Origin of the sequence: Mesorhizobium sp. M0909 (assembly GCF_040319515.1) — a bacterium.
Classification (GTDB): domain Bacteria; phylum Pseudomonadota; class Alphaproteobacteria; order Rhizobiales; family Rhizobiaceae; genus Mesorhizobium.
In genome coordinates, this window is sequence record NZ_JAMYOA010000017.1 from 74,421 (window position 1) to 93,346 (window position 18,926).

Here is an 18,926-nt window from a genome sequence, read left to right on the forward strand (position 1 = left end):
TCGGTCGATGCGCAATCAGTGGGTTCAGCGGGCATAAAGTCACACATTAGTGGGAAAGAAAATGCCGTGCCCGGTGCCCGGCGCCGAGCAAGACCATAATCATGGCGATTTTGGCGCAGCCGACCAGGCGATCGCGCCGGAAGCGAGCAGGACGGCGGCGGCCACGATCGAGGCAAGGAAAAAGTTACCCGAGGCCTGCGCGAGCAGTCCGGCGACGATCGGGCCAATGATCTGGCCGAGGCCGAAGGCGGCTGTCATCACCGCCAGCATCCGGCGTGGTGCTTGCGGAGCAAGCTGCCTGCCGGCCTGCAGGCCAAGCGCGGTGATGGCGATGAAGGTGCCGCCGACAAGAAGGCCACCGAGCAGCGGCCCGGTGCGCCCGCCCATGACGACACTGGCGCTGACGCCGACCACCTCGACCAGGCACCCCAGCGCGTAGGTGGCATAGAGCCCGGTCCTGGCCGTAAGCTTCTGCCACAGCCAGACCGACGGGAAACCGGCAAGGCCGGTGACCATCCAGACCACAGCCTCGAAGACGCGGCCGCCGCCGCCCTGCCGGACGATGGCAACCAGGAACGTCGCCGTGACGATGTAGCCGAAGCCGAACAGGCCGTAGGCGACAATGATCTTCACCAGCGAGCGGTTTTTCGGCAAGGCCGGCTCGCTCCCGGTGGCGCTGTTCGCGGCCGAGGTGCCGCCGGCCAGCAAGGCGACGGCGGCAAAGCCGCAGGCCGAAATCACCGCCGACCACAGCCAGCCCGCCGCCCAGCCGGCATGTTCGGTGACGAGGACTGCCAACAGCGCCGAGGACGCCGCGATGCCGAGGCCGACACCGCCGAAATGCAGCGCCTGCAGGTCGTTTCGACCGGCCGCGGCGAGGTGGCCGAAAACGATGCTGGTCATGAAGACCAGGACAAAGGCGCTTGCAACGCCGGCAAGAAAGCGGATGAGGAGAAAGGCGGCCATCGTGCCGCTCAGGCCCATCAGCCCGGCGAGGATCGCAGTGGCGGCAAGGCCGGCCAGCATCAGCTGGCGCTCGCGGCCTTGCGCCCAGCCGCCGGTGGCGGCAAGCGCGCCGATGAGATAGCCGAGATAATTGGCCGATGCGATCCAGCCGGCATCGGCCGGCGACAGGCGAAGCTCTTCCATCATGCCGGGCAGGATCGGCGTATAGACGAAGCGGCCGATGCCCATGGCAACGGCCAGGGCAATCATGCCGGCGATTGCGAGGCGCAAAGGCGAAGCGATGTTCATCGCGGTGCACAATAGGTGCGCCTGCCGGTGAGACAATCCGCCTTTTGTTGGGCCAGAAGGTTGCGCAGCCGCGTCGGCGGTTGGCTCGCCTAAGGTGCTTCTTCAGGAGACTCAACCGCAGCAGGTTCTTGTCGAGGCCGTCTCGAAGCGAGTGCGACGCGCAGTCAGCCTGAACGGCATGTCGGCGAGTTCGCGCTCCGACATGGTATCGAGGAGCGGATGCGCCAGCGGATCGGTCACCCAATTGATGGCCTCGCTGTCATGCCGGTGTGGCTGCATCCCGATCGGGGAAAAGGCGCCGAGCCATGATAAAATCTTCATCGGATTTGCCTCCTCACTTTGAGTAACCCACTTAAAATCCGCCGTTCGGCAGTGTCTGGCAATTGAGATTTCCGCCGCTCCAGTTTAGAAAAACTGTATGGCTATGCTGAACCGTGTCCATCTCAACGGCTTACGCGCCGTCGAGGCCGTCGCGCGCCTGGGCTCGCTTGCGGCGGCGGCCGGCGAGCTCAACGTCTCGGTCAGCGCCGTCAGCCAGCAGATCAACCGGACCGAAAAGCAGCTCGGCCGGGCATTGTTCGAACGAACGCCAGCTGGCCTGGTGGCCACGGAATTCGGCACCGTCTTTACCGCGCGGCTCAGCGCAGGCTTCCGCGAGCTCGCACAGGCGGTAGCGCTTGCCGACGAAAGCTCGGAGTGCACGCTGGTGGTTTCGGTGGCGCCGGCCTTCGCCTCGAAATGGCTGCTGCCGCGGCTGTCACGGCATTTTGCCCGCCATCCGAACGTGCTCCTGCGCATCGATGCCTCGGTGCGGCTTGCCGATCTCGATCGTTCGGACATCGACGTCGCCATCCGGCTCGGCGACGGCAAGTGGCCGGGCGGGCGGGCCGAATTGCTGCTGGCGCAGGAGGTGTTTCCGGTCTGTGCACCGGCGATCGCCAGCAAGCTGAAATCGATCGAGGACCTTGCTTTGACCTGTGCGATCACCGACGAAAGGTCGATGATCAGCTGGGAGAGCTGGTTCGAAGCGGCGGGGGTGGAGCCGGTCACCTTCATGAAGGGGGCGCGCTTCACCGATCCGATGCTGTGCCTGGAATCGGCGATTGCCGGTCACGGCGTCATGCTCGGCTGGCAGTTGCTGGCCGCCGACGCACTGGCCGACGGCCGGCTCGTCGCGCCGTTCGGCGTACGCGCGCAGAGCGGCCTCGGCTATTGGCTGGTGACTTCGGCCAGCAAGGGCGAAAGCCGCAAGGTCAGGGATTTCAAGATCTGGGTGCGCGAAGAGATCGAGGCGACGATGGCGCAGTCAGATCGCTCGAGAGGGCCAGCTAGGACGTAGACTCATTACCGCGTAGCCAGATGCGGATTGCGACGAGTTTGAGCGCGGTAAGATAGTTCTCGGCCAGCTTGTCGTAGCGGGTTGCGATGCGGCCGAATTGCTTCGCTTTGTTGAAGAAGCGCTCAACTAAGTTGCGGGCCTTATACAAGAAGGGGCTGAAGCAGATCGGGTCCTTGCGGTTGGCCTTGGGCGGGATGTTGGCCCATGCTTTTCGCTCGCTGACCGCATTGCGCAAGGCGTCGGCATCATAGCCCTTGTCGGCGAGTAGCATGGCACCCTCCGGCAAATCCGTGATCAGGTCCGCGGCCGAGGTAATGTCACTCATCTGACCTGCCGTGAGCATCAGTTTGATCGGCATGCCTTTGGCGCCGACAAGAGCATGGATTTTGGTTGTCAGCCCGCCTCGGGAACGACCGAGACAATGATCTCGATCCCCTTTTTTGCCGTCGCGCCCTGCTGATGGACGGGAACAATAGAGGTGTCGATCATCTGCACCTTGCCGTCATGGACTTTGGTGATAGCACGCGCCGATCATCGACACGCGGCACACCTCGTGGCCTTTTGGGCAAAAGTGGCTTGATCACGTGCCATTCGAAGTCGGTCAGGTCATATCGGCTCATGCAGAGTCTGGAATCAGATTCCCCTGCAATAGGAAAGCCGCCAGTCGACAATCGACCTCTTAGCGGACGTATTTGATCAATTCACAGGTGGTCTTGGGAGTGCCGCAGCCACGAAGTCTTCACCTCGGAATTGCAGTGCCATTGGGTTTCAGCCGCCAGCACCCTCGTCGATGGCGAGGGAACTCGAGAGCTCGCGATAGGCATCGATCTGCTGCTGCAGAATGGCAATCTTCTGCTCTGCCGTGGCAATGGCGTCGGCACCGGCAAGGAAACGCTGGGGCAGCACGTCCTCAGCCGTGAGCGTGATTAGGGCGCGCGCAAGCTTGGCGGGATCACCCCCCTGCTTGCCGTTCTGAGAACGCCAGAAGGCGATCTGCGCCGTCCGCCGCTCATGGTAGTCCTCAACGGAAGGCGCGGCATAGTTGGTTGACTCTTCCGTGAGAAGCTCGGTGCGGAAGAAGCCGGGGTTCACGATCATCGTCTCGATGCCGAACGGCACGACTTCGGTCTGCAGCGCCTCCATCCAGCCGTCGAGGCCGAACTTCGAGGCTGAATAGGCCGTGCAGAACTCGAAACCCATTAGCCCGGCCGTCGAGGAGATCGAAATGACCCTGCCGGACCGCTGGTTGCGCATCGCTGGCAGAAAGGCCCGCGTCACGTTCATGGGACCGACGAGGCTGGTGCTGAGCTGCAGTTGCATCTGTTCGGCGGTCAACTCTTCGAAGTACCCGGCAAAGAAACTCGCCGCATTGTTGACCAGCACGTCGATGCGGCCAAACCGGTCAAGCGTGGCATGGGCAGCGGCTTCGGCGTCGGCCGCGCTCGTCACGTCCAGCTTGACAATAAGGAGGTTCTCGGACTTTCCCACGGCCCTTGCGACCTTTTCCGTGTTGCGGCCGGTTGCCACCACCTTGTGGCCCGCCGCCAACGCGGCCTTGGCGATATCCAGACCGAGGCCCCGGCCTGCGCCGGTGATGAACCAAACACTCATATTGGGCTCCTGTTCTCTAGGCCGCAGCTCGGCCTCGAATTCGGACGCGATGGCCAGCAGGGACTGACGCCATGCTGGTATCCATCCGCCAGCGGACTGCGTCACTGCGGAAGGCCGGCGCCTTCGGTGATGATGCGAAATCCTTCGGTCGAGTTGGTGAAAAACTGCCGGGCCGCCGTGTATTCCGGCGAGTCGTAGTAGCGCTGGGCGTCAGCAAGGCTCGGGAACTCGGCGACGGCGATCACCGATCTCGAGCTTCCTTCGATGGCAGTGACATTGGGATTGTATACGATCACGCGGCCGCCATACTTGGTGACGAGCGGCGAGGCGGCTTCGATGTACTGCTGAAACACCGCCTGATCCTTGATGTCATAGCTGCCGATCATGTAGGCGCGGGGGGCGGCGCCCGTCGCTTCCTGAGCAAAGGCGGCCGGGCTCACGATCATGGTGAGGGCGGCGAGCGCGCCGACGATTACCTTCTTCATTTTGTTCTCCTTCAGTGGGCCAGTTGGACGGTAGGCATTGGGCGGAGAGTTGCTCCGGTGGACCGTCTGGCCTTGAGTCAGGAAGTTAGCTCCTTTAGCGGCATGCAATTAGATGGTATAATCTGCATGGGCTTAGAAATGGGATTGATGAATGCGTCGCGACAGTCTGGATGACTTCCTGACCTTCATCGCCGTCGCCCGCGAGCGCAGCTTCACGAAGGCGGCCGCCATGCTCGGCCTGTCGCAGTCGGCTCTGAGCTATTCGATCCGGACGATGGAAGAGCGCCTCGGCGTTAGGCTGCTGACCCGCACGACCCGCAGCGTCTCGCTCACCGAAGCGGGGGATCGCCTGTTTCGAAGCATCGCTCCCAAGTTCGATGAGATTGCAAGCGAGATTGCCGCCCTCAGCGCCCTGCGCGACAAGCCGGCCGGCACAGTCCGGATCACCACCGTGGAGCATGCCGGCGAGACCATCATCTGGCCTGCCATGGTCGGGCTCATGCGCGACTATCCCGACATCAGGGTCGAGATTATCCATGACTACGGCTTAGCAGACATTGCGGCCGATCGCTTCGACGCGGGTGTACGGCTTGGCGAACAGGTGGACAAGGACATGATCTCGGCGCGGATTGGGCCAGACTTCCGCATGGGGGTTGTTGTAGCGCCTTCATACTTCGTAAGCCGCTCCCGTCCGGTCACTCCTGAAGACCTTGCCGATCATGCGTGCATACCCCTGCGACTGCCCACAGGCGGCTTTGCACCGTGGGAGTTTCGCAAGCAGGGGCGGGAGTTGAAGGTGCGCGTTCAAGGACACGCCGCGTTCAACACCCTCGCGATGATCCGTCAGGCCAGCCTTGAGGGATTCGGGCTCGCCTATCTGCCCGAGGATCTGGTGGCCTACCCTCTTGAAGAGGGTCGCCTAGTGCGTGTTCTTGAGGACTGGTGCCCCCTCCGGCCGGGATATCACCTGTATTATCCAAGCCGGCGCCAACACTCGCCGGCTTTCGCACTCGTGCTGGAAACGCTGCGCTACCGCGACTGAGTGCGGTTGAAATAAGGGTCGTCAGACCTCGACGACCATGGCACCTATCCAAGCCGCCCAGTACAGGAAGTCCGGAGCGTCCGTTTCCCACCGATCCCAGTCTTCCCCAATTTATGAGTTCACGGCCTAGGGCTGCCGGCGTCATCAGAGTGGAAAGGTCGGTAGCGCCGGTCTATGTAAGACACAGTCCCCAATCACGGCAGGCAGGATCATGACCACACATTCGCGCGGCGTTTCCGCAACCATCGACCCGGTGAAGCTCGACAGGCTGGCGGAGGTCGCCGTCAAGGTCGGGCTGCAATTGCAGCCGGGTCAGGATCTGGTGCTGACCTCGTCTATCGCCGCGCTGCCTCTGACGCGGCGGATCGTCGAGCACGCCTACAAGGCAGGTGCCGGCCTGGTGACGCCGATCTTCAACGACGACGAGATCACTCTCGCGCGCTTCCGCTACGGCGCCGACGCCGGTTTCGACCGCGCCGCCGGCTGGCTCTATGAAGGCATGGCAAAAGCCTTCGCCAACAATGCGGCGAGGCTTGCCGTGCGCGGCGAGGATCCCTCGCTGCTTTCTTCTCAGGACCCGGCAAAGGTGGCGCGTGCCAACAAGGCGAATTCGATGGCCTATCAGCCGGCGCTGGAGAAGATCACCGGCTTCGACATCAACTGGAACATTGTGGCTTATCCTGATCAGGCGTGGGCCAAGCAGGTTTTCCCGGACGATGCCGAAGACGTCGCCGTAGCCAAGCTCGCCGACGCGATCTTTGCCGCCTCGCGGGTGGACGTCGAAGACCCGATCGGCAACTGGACGGCGCACAATGCGGCGTTGAAGAGCCGCACCGAATGGCTGAACGGCCACAATTTCCACGCACTGCATTTCACCGGCCCCGGCACCGACCTGACCGTCGGGCTGGCCGACGGCCACGAGTGGATGGGCGGCGCCTCGACCGCCAAGAACGGCATCACCTGCAACCCGAACATCCCGACCGAAGAGGTTTTCACCACGCCGCATGCAAGGCGCGTCGAAGGTCATGTCACGAGTACAAAGCCTCTGTCCTACCAGGGCACGCTGATCGACGGCATTGCGGTGCGTTTCGAGGCGGGCCGCATCGTCGAGGCCAAGGCCTCGAAAGGTGAGGATGTGCTGCAGAAGGTGCTCGATACGGACGAAGGCTCGCGCCGTCTCGGCGAGGTGGCGCTGGTGCCGCACTCCTCGCCGATCGCCAAGAGCGGGCTGCTGTTTTTCAACACGCTGTTCGACGAGAACGCCGCCTGCCACATCGCGCTTGGCCAGTGCTACTCGAAGTGCTTTGTCGACGGCGCCTCGCTCAGCCAGGACGAGATCGCGGCGCACGGCGGCAACAAGAGTTTCATCCACATCGACTGGATGATCGGTTCGGACAAGATCGATGTAGACGGCGTCCACAAGGACAGCAGCCGCGTGCCGGTGATGCGCAAGGGCGAGTGGGTTTAAGAGCACCAGCACGCAGCCGCGCCTGTGACGCATGCGGGGTTGGCAATGGAACTCGCGGTCAAGCGCATCTATGAGCCGCCGGCGCCCGATGACGGGCAGCGGGTGCTGGTGGATCGCATATGGCCGCGCGGCATCGCCAAGCAGGACGCGGCGCTGACGCTATGGCTGAGGGACATCGCGCCAAGCGACGCGTTGCGCAAATGGTTTGGCCATGAGCCGGCGCGCTGGGCGGAGTTCCAGCGGCGATACAGCGATGAGCTCGACCGGAACGGCGAGGCGGTGGCGGAACTGCGCGCCTTGCTGCGTGAGGGCAAGGTGACGCTGCTCTACGGCGCGCATGACGAGGCCCATAATAATGCGGTCGCGCTGGCAAGCTATTTGCATGGGAAAACCACAAGCGTCTGATACGATCGATATTCATGCCGGCAGGACAGAGGGGGGCGCGACGGATGGCGGTCGGTCGGTTCTACTTCCCGCCAACCGCCTGCTGATAAACATCGGGCTTGAACCCGACGAGAATCCTATCGCCAAGTTCCAGCACCGGACGCTTGATCATCGTCGGCTTTGCCAGCATCAGCGCCTTGGCCTTCCTTTCATCCAGGCCCATCCTGTCCTCCTCCGACAGTTCGCGAAACGTCGTGCTCGCCTTGTTGAGCAGAATTTCCCAACCGACCTTGCCTGACCAGCCGTTCAGCCGATCCGCATCCAGCCCGTCGACCCTGTAGTCATGAAAGCGATAGGCAACATCATGGCTCGCCAGCCAGGAACGGGCCTTCTTGATCGTGTCGCAATTGGTGATGCCATACATGGTGATCGTCAAAAACGAATCCTCGGGCCGGTCGAATCTGACGGCACCCTAAAACCGCACCTCTCAGTTTTCCAGCGGCTTGCCAGGCATCCATGATTTTCGCCCTTGCCAATAGTAAGGAATTTCCCTAAGTGTTTCTAAGCTAGCTCTGGTCACACGGAATGGCCGAGGCAAGGAAACGACTATGACGAGCCTGCAGACCGAAAGCCCCCCGCCCGTCGACGGCATTTTCCGGGCGCTCGCCGATCCGACCCGGCGACGCGTGGTCGAGCGACTGAACCGAAGCCCCGCCTCGGTCAGCGAGCTTGCCCAGCCGTTCGAGATGGCCCTGCCATCCTTCATCGAGCATCTCAGGGTTTTGGAAGGCTGCGGGCTGGTGCATTCGGAGAAGGCAGGCCGCGTCAGGACCTACCGGCTCGCGCCGGAGCCGCTGAAGCTCGCGGAAAACTGGCTGGCCGAGCAGCGGGCGCTGTGGGAGCGCCGTCTCGACCAGTTCGACGACTACGTGCTGAAACTCAAGGAGAAAGACAGATGAACATGGCTCCGTTGTTCCAACCCGATCCGAAGCTCGACCTCGTGCTCGAACGGTCGATCGAGGCGCCGCGCGAACTGCTGTGGATGGCCTTGACGAAGCCCGAGCATGTCCGCCAATGGTTCACGCCGAAGCCGTGGATCATCACCGATTGCGAGATCGACCTGCGGCCCGGCGGCCTGTTCCGCACCCGCATGCAGTCGCCCGACGGCAGGCAAGTCAACGACAGGCGTTGCTGCTACCTCGAGATCGTCCAGGACGAGCGGCTGGTGTGGACCGATGCGCTGCTGCCAGGCTACCGGCCGTCAGGCGACCCATTCATCACAGCCGTCATATCGCTGCAATCGCGGGGCGAGGCGACGCGCTACACCGCGACCGCCATCCACCGCGACGAAGCCACGCGCAACAGCCACGAGGAGATGGGCTTCTACGACGGCTGGGGCACGGTGGCGAATCAGTTGGCGGGCTATGTCAAAACGATCTGAGCCTCTCGAAGACGGCCAGGTCATCCTCCCGGCCGCCATGCTTATTGTTCAACCTTGCAGCGGCTCCCGGAAGCCGGTGGTATTTCCGGCCTCAATAGTAGAACCGCTCTTCGGTGATCTTGCCGTTCTTGACCGTGTACAGACCAACCTCATCTATGGTGGCACGTTCGCCGGTAGCTTTGGGCGTTATGTCAAACTTGAAGCGCACTGCGAACTGGTCGCCGTTGACATATGGGCCCTCGACCGAACCGCCATGCACTTCGTTGTTCTCTTGCCACCACTGGTTCTTTTGCTTCAGAGCGTCCTTGCCACGGGAGACGGCCATCGGCCCCTCCATGGCTTCGTAGCTGGCGACGTCGTCGGCATTATACTTCTCAGCAGCACCTTGGTGATCGCCCTGCTTGAGGAGCTCGGTGAAATCCTTGGCAATTTCCGTGATCGTCATGGGGTTCCTCCTGTTAAGACGCATTGGAAGTAGCGGGTCGCGTGCTGGCCTGCCATCGTCAATCCCGAGACAGCTGACATACCATGTCAGGATGATGAATATCGTGCGGGGGCTCTACATCCCGGCCAAGGCATCGTCTTGGCCGTTCAATTGCCAACGTGCGCTCTCGCGGTAAATCCCCTTGCCGATTACACTGTGGATCAGCACAAAATCCCGGACTGTCCAGCCAATTGGATCAATCGACCGTTCGCGAATCCTGGGGACACGGACTTCGTCACGAAGCAGCGTAACATGCGGTTCAATGGACTTCGTGAGAAAGAGCTTTAGCGGGCTGTCGGAAATCAGAGCGGTGAGATTGCGCCAGAATTCTTGGAGCGCTGGATTGCTGTCACCGTTGCGCAGAACCAGCGAACCACCACCAAAAGCCGTCAGGCGATCGAAAGAAACATCGAACGGTTTTGCAACGATCATCGAGCCGATATGCCGAGCGATTTCAACCAGCTTTTCCGGATACCCATCATGGTCACCGAGGCCGACGAGCGAGATATGGATGTGGTTTTCCGGAACAAACCAGCCTTGCAGCCCTAACTCTCGATCCAAGGCGATAGCCTTTCGCGCCAAGGGACCAGCGACCGCGCTCTCAGCCAAGATGGCGAAGAATATGCGGTCGTCGAAACGTCGCTTGGACCCCTCCCATCGGAAAAAGGTCTGGCCGTTGTTCGCGGTTCCGAATGCAGGTTGCCCACTCATAATTGATCTCTCGTCCGGCAAATTGTATCCGACCGAGAGATTTAGAACAAACAGAGAACTCGTCAAATGGAAACGCAACGGGCGCTGAATGCGTTCCGCGCCAACACCCGCGATTTCAGCGGTCGAGGAAGCCCTGCCGAGCAGGAATTCGAAGTCTGCGCCGCCGTTGCCGATAATGTGGGGAACACTCCGGTTTTCTGGAAGTTGAAAATCAGACTAGCTGGGCAGCATAGGGCAGTTGGCGCCGCGGCGCAGGCTGATATGCGCCACATCGCCGACGCTGAATTGAAAACCCTCTGTCGGGCGTGGCGCGTCGATCACCACCTGTGTCCCCTGCCCCAGCTCTGCATGAAGGCGCAAGGTGCGGCCGTGGAAGACGATGCTGTTCACCCGCACCGGTACAGTGCCGGCCGTGGCCTCGGTCGTCGCCAAAAGATCCTCCGGACGCACGCCGATGGTGCGCACCGTGCCCTCGCCAGGCAATTCGCCCGTCTCCGAAACCGCTTCCAGCGGCAGGGCGCCGGCGGCGAACCGCAAGCGCTCGCCGTCGCGGCCGACAAAGCGCGACTGCAGAAGGTTCATCGTGCCGATGAAGCTGGCGACGAATTTGGTGGCGGGCCGGTCGTAGAGGGTCGCCGGCGGCGCGATCTGCTCGATGCGGCCTTTGTTCATGACGACGATGCGGTCAGAGATCGACAGCGCCTCGGTCTGGTCATGCGTGACCATGACGAAAGTGGTGCCGAGGCGCGACTGCAGGCGCTTCAACTCGACCTGCATCTGTTCGCGCAGATGCGCATCGAGCGCCGACAGCGGCTCGTCGAGCAGCAGCACGCGCGGTTCGCAGACTATGGCGCGGGCAAGCGCGACGCGCTGGCGCTGGCCACCCGACAATTCGGACACGCGGGCGCCGAGCTTGTCGGCAAGGCCGACCATGTCGAGCGCTGCGCCGACGCGCTTTGCCTGTTCGGCACCCGCGAGCTTGCGCAGCGACAAGCCGAAGCCTACATTTTCGGCGACGTTCATGTGCGGAAACAGCGCGTAGTCCTGGAATACGGTGTTGACCGGGCGGTCGAAGGGCCTGAGCCCCGTGATGTCGCGCCCTTCGAGCAGGACCCTGCCGCTCGACGGGCTTTCGAAACCAGCGATGACCCGCAGGCTGGTGGTCTTGCCGCAGCCGGACGGTCCGAGCAGGGTCAGGAACTCGCCGCGCGAAATATCGAGATCGACGGTGTCGAGCCCGACGATGCCGCCGGGGAAAATCTTGGAGACCTTGTCCAGCCGGACGAGCGGATCAGGCGCCATCGCGAACCTCGGACGGCTTGGTGGTGTTGACCCACAGGATCTGGCAGCGCTCGCTGCCCGGATTGCGGAAGGCATGCAGCAAGGTGCTCTTGAAGGCGAAGCTGTCACCGGCCTTCAGCCCGTATCTGGTCGAATCGACCACCAGCTCGACCTCGCCCGACAGTACGAAGCCGAATTCATGGCCGGCATGGGCGTAGGCTTCGGCGGTGCCGCCACCGGCTTCCACCGTCACCAGCATGCCGGTCAGCGTGGCAGCCGGCGGCGACAGCAGCGCCTTGGCGATGCCTTCCGACTTGACCGGGATCTGACGCCGGCTGTTGGCGCGCACGCAATAAAGATCGTTGCCGGCATCGTTGCCGTCAACGATCAGCGCCGACGGCTCGATGTCGAGTGCGGCGGCGAGCGGCCAGATCACTCGCACCCGCAATGACGACATGCCGCGCTCGATCTGGCTCAGCGCACCGATCGACACACCGGCTTTGGCGGCGAGTTCGGCCAGCGAGAGATTGCGCTCCAGCCTGAGCGCCCGCACGCGCCGGCCGACCCTGACGTCGGCGTCGTCCTTCGGCTTCTCAGCCGCTTCGTCCAGCATGTCCATTCGTTCGTCCTTGTTTGGTAAGGTTTTCCCTCCCCTTGTGGGAGAAGGTGGATCGACGCGAAGTGCCGAGACGGATGAGGGGTGTTGGCCGGAGTGCCGTCGGTGCCATCTGGAACACCCCTCATCCGTCGCCTTCGGCGACACTTCTCCCGCAAGGGGAGAAGGAAGTACGAACTCAGCCGCCTGCCTTGACCTTCTCGAACATCTTGGCGAGTTCGTCATTCTGTTTCATCGGCCCGGTAAAGATCGTGGTCTTCAGCATCACCTCGGGATCGGAAGGCAGCTGCAGTTTCTCCAACTCCTCCTTCGGCACGGCGGCGAAAGCCGAGCTGATCGAGCTTCCATAGCCGTAGGCCTGGATCAGATACTTTCCGGAATCCGTCTCCAGCCGGCTGTTGATGAAGTCATAGGCTAGGTCGACGTTCTTGGCGTCCTTGAGCATGACGAAGCCGCAAGCCCAGGTCAGCATGCCTTCTTTCGGCTTCATGAACTCCACAGGCACGCCCTGCTTCTTCAGCGAGGTGGCCGAGGCGTTCCAGGTCATGGCCGCGACCAGCTGCCCGCTTGCCAATGCCTGTTCGACCGAGGTCATGTCGGTGGTGTAGTTCGAGAGCAGCGGGCGCTGCTCGCGAAGTTTTTCTGCCACCTTGTCCATCTGTTCCGGTGTCATGTCGAATGGATTGACGCCGGCGAGAAGGGCCGCCACCACCGGTGTGTCGTGGACGGCATCGATGGTCGCCATACGCCCGGCATATTGCTTGTCCCAAAGCAGGTTCCAGCTGGCTTCCGGGTTCTTCACCAGATCGGTGCGGTAGAGGATCGAGGTGTTGCCCCAGTCCCACGGCACCATCCAGACCTTGCCGTCGCCGGCCTGCAGGTCGGGCAGGTTCTTGAAGACCGGGAAGATCGAATCCCAGTTCTTGATGCGCTTGGTGTCGATCGGCTGCAGCAGGCCTTCCTTGTTCCAGCGCGCCACCTTGTCATAGCATGGGTGCGCGATATCGGGGCGGAAGCCGGCCTTGACCTTGGTGAAAGCGTCATCGTCGTCGCCAAACATCGAGGCTTCGACACCGTCGGGGTGCGCGGCGAGGAAGCTCTTGTTGAAGTCGGGCAGTTCATAACCCGACCAGGTGAAATATTGCAGCTTGTCCCCGGCAAAGGCGACAGTCGACGCAAGCGCCAGCGCGAAGGCAGCCAGTCCGGTTTTCGCTGTCTTTGCCGTTATCGATTTCAGGTCGAATGCCATTGCAGTTCTCCTCCTTCGGTTTCTTCTGGTTTTGACAGGTTGGCGGGCGCTGACCGCCGGGTGGCAGCAAGCCCGCGATGGCGCAGCATTTCGGCGAGCGCGGCGATGAGGAACGACACGGCCAGGATCGAAGTGCCGAGCGCCATGACGGTCGGCAGCGATTTCGGGAAGCGCAGCTGGCTCCAGATATGAAGCGGCAGCGTCGGCTCGGTGCCGGCAAGGAAGAAGGCGACGATGAACTCGTCGAAGGAGGTCAGGAAGGCCAGCATGAACGCCGAAATAATGGCAGGCAGGCTGAGCGGCAGCATCACCCGTCTGAAGGTCGTCCAGTCGGAAGCGCCGAGGTCGAGCGCTGCCTCGCGGATGGTCTTCGGGATGGCGGCGAAGCGGCTGCGCATGACCACCACCGTCGTCGGCAGCGCCACCAACACATGGCCGAGCACAATGGCAATGCGCGACGGCCCAAAGCCGGCGAGGTTGACCAGGATGAGCAGCGATATGCCGACGATGACGCCTGGGATCAGGATCGGCAGCCGCGCTATAGCACTGATCGTGGCGGCCAGCGGCGAGCGGCCGTAGAGGTCCATATAGGACACGGTCACGCCGCAGAGTGTTGCGCCGGTGGCAGCAATTGCGCCGATGACGAGGCTGGTGGCAAGCGCGCTGGACAGCGCCGAATTGCCGTAAAGCGTGCCGTACCACTCAAGCGTGAAGCCTTGCAGCGGAAACGCCGCCTGGATCGAATCGTTGAAGGAAAACAGCGGGATCAGCAATATCGGCAAATACAGGAATATCAAATAGGCAAGGACATAGGCGCCGAGCCAGCCGCCGCCCTGTTTTGCATCGACACGCGCCGCGTTCATGTGCGGCTGCCGTATCGGCGGTCGGCGAAGCGCACCACCAGCACCACGGCGAGGATGACCAGCATGACGGCGACGGCGAGTGCGGCGCCGAACGGCCAGTCATTTGCCTTGCCGAACTCGGCCTGGATCAGCGTACCGATCATGGTGCTGGCCGGGCCGCCGACCAACGCCGGGGTGACATAGTCGCCGACGGTCGGCACGAAGACGACGAGGGCCGCCGCCAGCACGCCCGGCATCGAATTGGGCAGCACGATGCGGCGGAAGCTGGTGAACGGTTTTGCGCCGAGATCGGAAGCGGCTTCGAGCAGCGATTTCGGGATCGTGTCCAGCGCCACATAGATGGGCAGGATGGCGAACGGGGCATAAGCGTGGGCAAGCGTGACGATGACCGCTGCCGGCGTATTAAGGAAGGCCAATGTCGGCTCCGACCAGATGCCGCTTTCGATCAGCGCCGAGTTCAGCACGCCATTATAGGCAAGTACGATCTTCCAGGCGAAGACGCGCAGCAGATAACTGGTCCAGAACGGCAGGGTCAGCAGGAACAGCAGCAGCCCACGCCACCGCCCGGCATGGAAAGCCAGATAATAGGCGACAGGATATGCCGTGACGACGGTTGCCAGCGTTACCAGGCCGGCGATGCCCAGCGAGCGCAGCGTAACCGTCCAGTACAGCGGATCGGTGGCCACCGTGACGAAATTCGCAAGGGTGAAACCAGTCCCCAGCAGCGAGCCGTCATTGCCGCGAAAGGCCAGGAAGAACGCCAGGCCAAGGGCGAAAAGGATCAGCAGAAAGGTGACGAGCCCGCCCGGCAGCAGCATGGCGAAGCGGAATCCCGGCGAAGACCGGGGTTCCGGCAGCGGCTGCGTTGCGGCGATGGTCGACATCGACTGCCTATGGTATTTGAAATCGGCTAAGCTTTTTTCATATTCGTGAAGCTGTCAAGCTGTTTCACGTTTGGGAATGAACGTCAGCGTTCGAAGGCGTCCAGCATCCGGTACCAGGCGATGGTCGCGGCAACGCCGACCTGCCGAAAGGCGTGAAACGGAATCGGCCGGATCGGCGAGACCGGGAACGGCAATTGCCTGGTGTCGCCACTCGACAAATAGGAGGCAATGCGCTCGCCAAGCGCGGTCATCAGGCCGATGCCGCGGCCCTGGCAGCCAACCACCGCCAGCAGACCCTTCTCTGGCTCGTGGATATGCGGGAGATGGTCCGGCGTCATTGCCACCCGGCCGAACCAGCGCTTTTCGATGACCACGTCGGACAGCGCCGGGTAGAGCCGCAGCAGCGCGCGTTCCAGATGCGCCCAGTCGGCCGGGCTGTTCGGCAAGGCCATGCGGCCGCGTCCGCCAAGCACCAGCCGACCATCGGCACTCTTGCGGTAATAGACGAGGATGCGGCGCGAATCCGAAACCGCCTGCCCCTCCGGCAGGATCGCCGCCGCGAGATTGGACGATAGCGGCGCTGTCGCGATCTGAAAGGAATGCAGCGGGACGATCGTCTCGGCGAGGCCGGAAAGCAGGCCGCCGGTATAGGCGTTGGTCGCCAGGACAATCGCCTTGGCCTTGAGTTCGGCGCCGCTTTCCGTAAAAACGTGCCAATTGCCGGCATTCTTGCTGATCTGCATCACGTTCTGGCGCTCGGCGATCTTCACGCCTGCCGCTGCAGCGACGCGCGCCAGCTCCGACGTGTAGGCGAGCGGATCGATGACGCCGGCACGGCGATCGAGCCAGCCGCCGAGATAGCCTTGCGCGCCGGTCATCGTCGCGATCACCGTCCCGCTCAGCAACCGGACATCGGCGCCCCGCGCCCGCCACTGCCGATCCCGGTTCGCCGCCGCTTTCAGCGCGGTCTCGGTGCGTGCGGCCTGGATCCAGCCATTACGGACGAACGGCACCGCCAGTCTTTCGTCGCGGATCATTTCGAAAACGGCGTCCGCCGTCGAGGCGGCAAAGTTGACGAGCGCCTCACCGCGTTCGAGACCAAAATGCTCCAGCAGCCAGTCCGGATCGTATTTCAGGCCAGGAATAACCTGACCGCCGTTCAGACCGGACGCGCCATTGCCAATTTCGCCGGCCTCCAGCACCTGGACCGCAAGGCCGAGCCGGGCAGCGTGCAAGGCCGTCGACAGCCCCAGGATGCCGCCGCCGACGATGACGACATCGACGCGTCGGCCGGCTGGACAAAGCGACTGGAACGCGGTGGCTGTCCGCGGCCTTTGCCAGATCGGATCGGAAAACCGTAAGGACAAGGGTCACCTGGGCTGCGCTTTTCAGTGAAAATCCTAATGACGATTTCATGGATTTGACAGCCTGTTTTCGGCTCGCCATTGGCGCAGGGCGAAATCGATTACGATCCAGCAGCGCAAGACGACCTTAACAGATTGACAAAGCTGGCCTTCGAAACGGGATAGACCTTTGCCGGGAATTTGTTGAAAGTGCCGCGGCCGAAGGACAAGACAACAGGAAATACAAGCCATGACGAACGCCACACATTTGCCCGCCGAAGGCCTCTTCGTGGGCCGCGCCCGGGCGAGCGATGCTTCCCATCCGCTGGTGGTCACGGTGCGTGACGGCACGGTCTTCGACATCACGTCAAATGTGGCACCGACCGTACGCGACGTTTGCGAATTGCCGGATCCGGCAGGACACGTCCGCTCGGCAAAGGGGCGGCCGATCGGCCCGCTCGACGCCATTGCGGCCAACAGTTTCGAGACAGCGCGCGATCCGGGGAAACCGTACCTGCTGTCCCCCGTCGACCTGCAGGCGATCAAGGCGTCTGGCGTCACCTTTGTCGTCAGCCTGCTCGAACGGGTGATCGAGGAGCAGGCGCGCGGTTCAGCCGACAAGGCCGACGCCATTCGCGCCGACATCGCCGGGCTGATCGGCCACGATCTGTCGAAGCTCAAGCCCGGCTCGCCGGAAGCGATGGAGATCAAGGCCAAGCTGATTGCGCGCGGCGCCTGGTCGCAATATCTGGAAGTCGGCATAGGCCCCGATGCCGAGATCTTCACCAAATGCCAGCCGATGGCCTCGGTCGGCTTCGGCGCCGATGTCGGCCTGCATCCGGTTTCGACATGGAACAATCCGGAGCCGGAGATCGCCATGATCGCCGCGAGCAGCGGCAGGATCGTCGGGGCGACGATCGGCAACGACGTCAATCTGCGCGACGTCGAGGGGCGCTCGGCGCTGCTGCTCGGCAAAGCCAAGGACAACAACGCTTCGGCAGCACTTGGCCCCTTTATCCGGCTGTTCGATGAGACATTTTCCATCGGCGACGTGAAGCAGGCGATCGTACGGTTGAAAGTCGAAGGCGAGGATGGATTCTCGCTGGAAGGCGCCAGTTCGATGGCCGAGATCAGCCGCTCGCCAGAAGAGTTGGTCGCCGCCGCCATGGGGCCACATCACCAATACCCGGACGGGCTGGCGCTCTATCTCGGCACGATGTTCGTGCCGTCGAAGGATCGCGGCGAAACAGGCAAGGGCTTTACCCACAAGGTCGGCGACATCGTCACCATATCCTCGGAGAAGTTCGGTGCCTTGGTCAACCGCGTGCGGCTGTCACCCGACTGCCCACACTGGACCTACGGCGCCAGCCATCTGATGCGTGACCTCGCAAGGGCCGACCTCATCTAGTCCCCCAGCCTAACATCCGATAGATCTAGAATTCTCTGATTGGAAATTACCTGCTCGTCGGCATTCGGGAGAGTCCATTGATCGTCGCTCTTGAGGGCAAGACCCTTGTCGTTACCGGCGGGACGCAAGGGCTTGGCGAGACCATCGCCCGGCTGGCCTCAGCCGGCGGCGGCGAAGGGATCGCCATTGTCGGCCGCAATGCCGAGCGTGGCGCACGCATCGCCGAAGAGCTTTCACGACCAAGCCGGCCCGTCGTCTTCATCCAGGCCGAGCTTGGAGATCCGGCCGCGCCTGCAGCTGTCATGGCGGAAGCGATCAAAAGACTCGGCCGCATCGATTGTCTGGTGAACGCTGCGGCCCTCACCGACCGGGCCTCGCTGGAAACTGGCACAATCGACGACTGGGACAGGTTGTTTTCCGTCAATGCGCGCGCGCCGTTCTTCCTCATGCAAGCGGCCGTAGCCGACATGAAGACACGGCAGGCGGCGGGCGCCATCGTCAACATACTGTCGGTGAATGCGCATTGCGGTGCGCCGGACCTTGCCATCTATTCCGCCACCAAGGGCGCGCTTTCGACGCTGACCAGAAACATTGCCAACGCGCATCTTTCCGATCGCATCCGCGTCAACGGCATCAACATGGGCTGGGTAGCGACGCCGGCCGAACAAGAGATGCAGGCGCGCACGCTGGGCAAGGGCGAAAACTGGGCAAAGATCGCCGCCGCCGGCCTGCCGCTTGGTCGATTGCTGACCATGGACGAAGTCGCCCAGCTAACGCTGTTCCTGCTCAGCGACGCCTCCGGGCTGATGACCGGGACGCTTATCGACCTAGAGCAATCCGTGCTCGGCGCGCCGCCGCGCGGCATTGCGTGACGGTCGCAGGGCCGATCGTCGGCCGCCCGGAAAATATCAGCCTAACTGATGCAATCTGATGGGATTGCTGATGGCGTCGTGCTTTGCGCCAACGTCCATTGACAATCGAGGCTTGCCATCGATCGAAAAAGGGAATGCTCTAATGCGCCCAGGTCGACGCTGGCAAAATGCGACCACCGTTTTGGCCGCGC

At 62.5% G+C, this 18,926-nt stretch carries 21 protein-coding genes and 1 pseudogene; 8 read left to right on the top strand and 14 right to left on the bottom strand.

Translation table 11 applies throughout. The annotated features are described in order from the left end of the window. Positions 1-99: 99 nt before the first annotated feature. A complete protein-coding gene (locus NKH83_RS23880; protein ID WP_352807835.1) occupies positions 100-1,254 on the bottom strand; it encodes a YbfB/YjiJ family MFS transporter in 1,155 nt (384 codons plus the stop codon). Between the two features lie 111 nt (positions 1,255-1,365). Further along, positions 1,366-1,575, bottom strand: a complete 210-nt coding sequence (locus tag NKH83_RS23885; RefSeq protein ID WP_352807836.1) for a hypothetical protein — start codon at positions 1,573-1,575, stop codon at positions 1,366-1,368. A gap of 97 nt (positions 1,576-1,672) precedes the next feature. Here NKH83_RS23885 and NKH83_RS23890 point away from each other — a divergent pair, with 97 nt between their 5' ends. Next, positions 1,673-2,593 (top strand): LysR substrate-binding domain-containing protein, encoded by a 921-nt coding sequence (locus NKH83_RS23890; protein WP_352807837.1) that lies wholly within the window; start codon positions 1,673-1,675, stop codon positions 2,591-2,593. Here the strand turns inward: NKH83_RS23890 and NKH83_RS23895 are convergent. From NKH83_RS23895 to NKH83_RS23905, 3 genes and pseudogenes are all read right to left on the bottom strand, one after another. Next, positions 2,583-3,213: pseudogene (locus NKH83_RS23895) on the bottom strand (IS5 family transposase). The gene NKH83_RS23890 and the pseudogene NKH83_RS23895 overlap by 11 nt on opposite strands. 148 nt (positions 3,214-3,361) lie before the next feature. Further along, complete coding sequence (locus NKH83_RS23900; protein ID WP_352807868.1) at positions 3,362-4,204, bottom strand: SDR family oxidoreductase; 843 nt, start codon at positions 4,202-4,204, stop codon at positions 3,362-3,364. Positions 4,205-4,305: 101 nt separating this feature from the next. Then, on the bottom strand, positions 4,306-4,689 hold the full coding sequence (locus NKH83_RS23905) for a DUF1330 domain-containing protein (protein WP_352807838.1): 384 nt from the start codon (positions 4,687-4,689) through the stop codon (positions 4,306-4,308). Between the two features lie 151 nt (positions 4,690-4,840). Here NKH83_RS23905 and NKH83_RS23910 point away from each other — a divergent pair, with 151 nt between their 5' ends. The 3 genes from NKH83_RS23910 to NKH83_RS23920 all read left to right on the top strand — a co-directional run bounded on the left by NKH83_RS23910 (position 4,841) and on the right by NKH83_RS23920 (position 7,604). Continuing rightward, entirely contained in the window at positions 4,841-5,731 is an 891-nt protein-coding gene (locus NKH83_RS23910) for a LysR family transcriptional regulator (RefSeq protein WP_352807839.1), read from the top strand. A 211-nt stretch (positions 5,732-5,942) separates the two neighbouring features. Next, positions 5,943-7,199 carry an aminopeptidase gene (locus NKH83_RS23915; RefSeq protein ID WP_352807840.1) on the top strand — a complete coding sequence of 419 codons (1,257 nt, stop codon included), beginning with the start codon at positions 5,943-5,945 and terminating at the stop codon, positions 7,197-7,199. Between the two features lie 39 nt (positions 7,200-7,238). Next, complete coding sequence (locus NKH83_RS23920) at positions 7,239-7,604, top strand: DUF488 domain-containing protein (RefSeq protein ID WP_352807841.1); 366 nt, start codon at positions 7,239-7,241, stop codon at positions 7,602-7,604. Positions 7,605-7,665: 61 nt separating this feature from the next. On the opposite strand, the gene NKH83_RS23925 is transcribed toward NKH83_RS23920, so the two are convergent. Beyond that, positions 7,666-8,019: an ArsC family reductase gene (locus tag NKH83_RS23925; protein ID WP_254820404.1), complete on the bottom strand. Its 354-nt coding sequence runs from the start codon at positions 8,017-8,019 to the stop codon at positions 7,666-7,668. 172 nt (positions 8,020-8,191) lie between these two features. Between NKH83_RS23925 and NKH83_RS23930 the strand changes: the two genes are divergently transcribed. Together NKH83_RS23930 and NKH83_RS23935 are read left to right on the top strand one after the other, a co-directional pair. Continuing rightward, positions 8,192-8,542 carry an ArsR/SmtB family transcription factor gene (locus tag NKH83_RS23930; RefSeq protein ID WP_254820403.1) on the top strand — a complete coding sequence of 117 codons (351 nt, stop codon included), beginning with the start codon at positions 8,192-8,194 and terminating at the stop codon, positions 8,540-8,542. A gap of 2 nt (positions 8,543-8,544) precedes the next feature. Continuing rightward, a complete protein-coding gene (locus NKH83_RS23935; RefSeq protein ID WP_352807869.1) occupies positions 8,545-9,024 on the top strand; it encodes an SRPBCC family protein in 480 nt (159 codons plus the stop codon). 91 nt (positions 9,025-9,115) lie between these two features. Here NKH83_RS23935 and NKH83_RS23940 read toward each other — a convergent pair whose 3' ends face one another. The 8 genes from NKH83_RS23940 to NKH83_RS23975 form a co-directional block, all read right to left on the bottom strand. Continuing rightward, positions 9,116-9,469 (bottom strand): SnoaL-like domain-containing protein, encoded by a 354-nt coding sequence (locus tag NKH83_RS23940; protein ID WP_352807842.1) that lies wholly within the window; start codon positions 9,467-9,469, stop codon positions 9,116-9,118. A 114-nt stretch (positions 9,470-9,583) separates the two neighbouring features. Then, entirely contained in the window at positions 9,584-10,219 is a 636-nt protein-coding gene (locus tag NKH83_RS23945) for a 2'-5' RNA ligase family protein (RefSeq protein ID WP_352807843.1), read from the bottom strand. A 216-nt stretch (positions 10,220-10,435) separates the two neighbouring features. After that, positions 10,436-11,521: an ABC transporter ATP-binding protein gene (locus NKH83_RS23950; RefSeq protein WP_352807844.1), complete on the bottom strand. Its 1,086-nt coding sequence runs from the start codon at positions 11,519-11,521 to the stop codon at positions 10,436-10,438. Next, on the bottom strand, positions 11,511-12,119 hold the full coding sequence (locus NKH83_RS23955) for a cupin domain-containing protein (RefSeq protein ID WP_254820400.1): 609 nt from the start codon (positions 12,117-12,119) through the stop codon (positions 11,511-11,513). The genes NKH83_RS23950 and NKH83_RS23955 overlap by 11 nt, the downstream gene beginning before the upstream one ends. Before the next feature lie 175 nt (positions 12,120-12,294). Further along, the gene (locus NKH83_RS23960; RefSeq protein ID WP_352807845.1) at positions 12,295-13,365 is read right to left on the bottom strand and encodes an ABC transporter substrate-binding protein; all 1,071 of its coding nucleotides are present in this window, start codon (positions 13,363-13,365) and stop codon (positions 12,295-12,297) included. Then, entirely contained in the window at positions 13,350-14,228 is an 879-nt protein-coding gene (locus tag NKH83_RS23965; RefSeq protein WP_352807846.1) for an ABC transporter permease, read from the bottom strand. Before NKH83_RS23965 ends, NKH83_RS23960 begins: the two co-directional genes overlap by 16 nt. After that, positions 14,225-15,112 carry an ABC transporter permease gene (locus tag NKH83_RS23970; protein ID WP_352807847.1) on the bottom strand — a complete coding sequence of 296 codons (888 nt, stop codon included), beginning with the start codon at positions 15,110-15,112 and terminating at the stop codon, positions 14,225-14,227. The genes NKH83_RS23965 and NKH83_RS23970 overlap by 4 nt, the downstream gene beginning before the upstream one ends. An 83-nt stretch (positions 15,113-15,195) precedes the next feature. Beyond that, entirely contained in the window at positions 15,196-16,479 is a 1,284-nt protein-coding gene (locus NKH83_RS23975) for an NAD(P)/FAD-dependent oxidoreductase (RefSeq protein WP_352807848.1), read from the bottom strand. A gap of 226 nt (positions 16,480-16,705) precedes the next feature. Between NKH83_RS23975 and NKH83_RS23980 the strand changes: the two genes are divergently transcribed. Continuing rightward, positions 16,706-17,863 carry a fumarylacetoacetate hydrolase family protein gene (locus tag NKH83_RS23980; protein ID WP_352737098.1) on the top strand — a complete coding sequence of 386 codons (1,158 nt, stop codon included), beginning with the start codon at positions 16,706-16,708 and terminating at the stop codon, positions 17,861-17,863. Between the two features lie 77 nt (positions 17,864-17,940). Further along, positions 17,941-18,735, top strand: a complete 795-nt coding sequence (locus NKH83_RS23985; RefSeq protein ID WP_254820394.1) for an SDR family oxidoreductase — start codon at positions 17,941-17,943, stop codon at positions 18,733-18,735. The last annotated feature ends 191 nt before the right edge of the window (positions 18,736-18,926 follow it).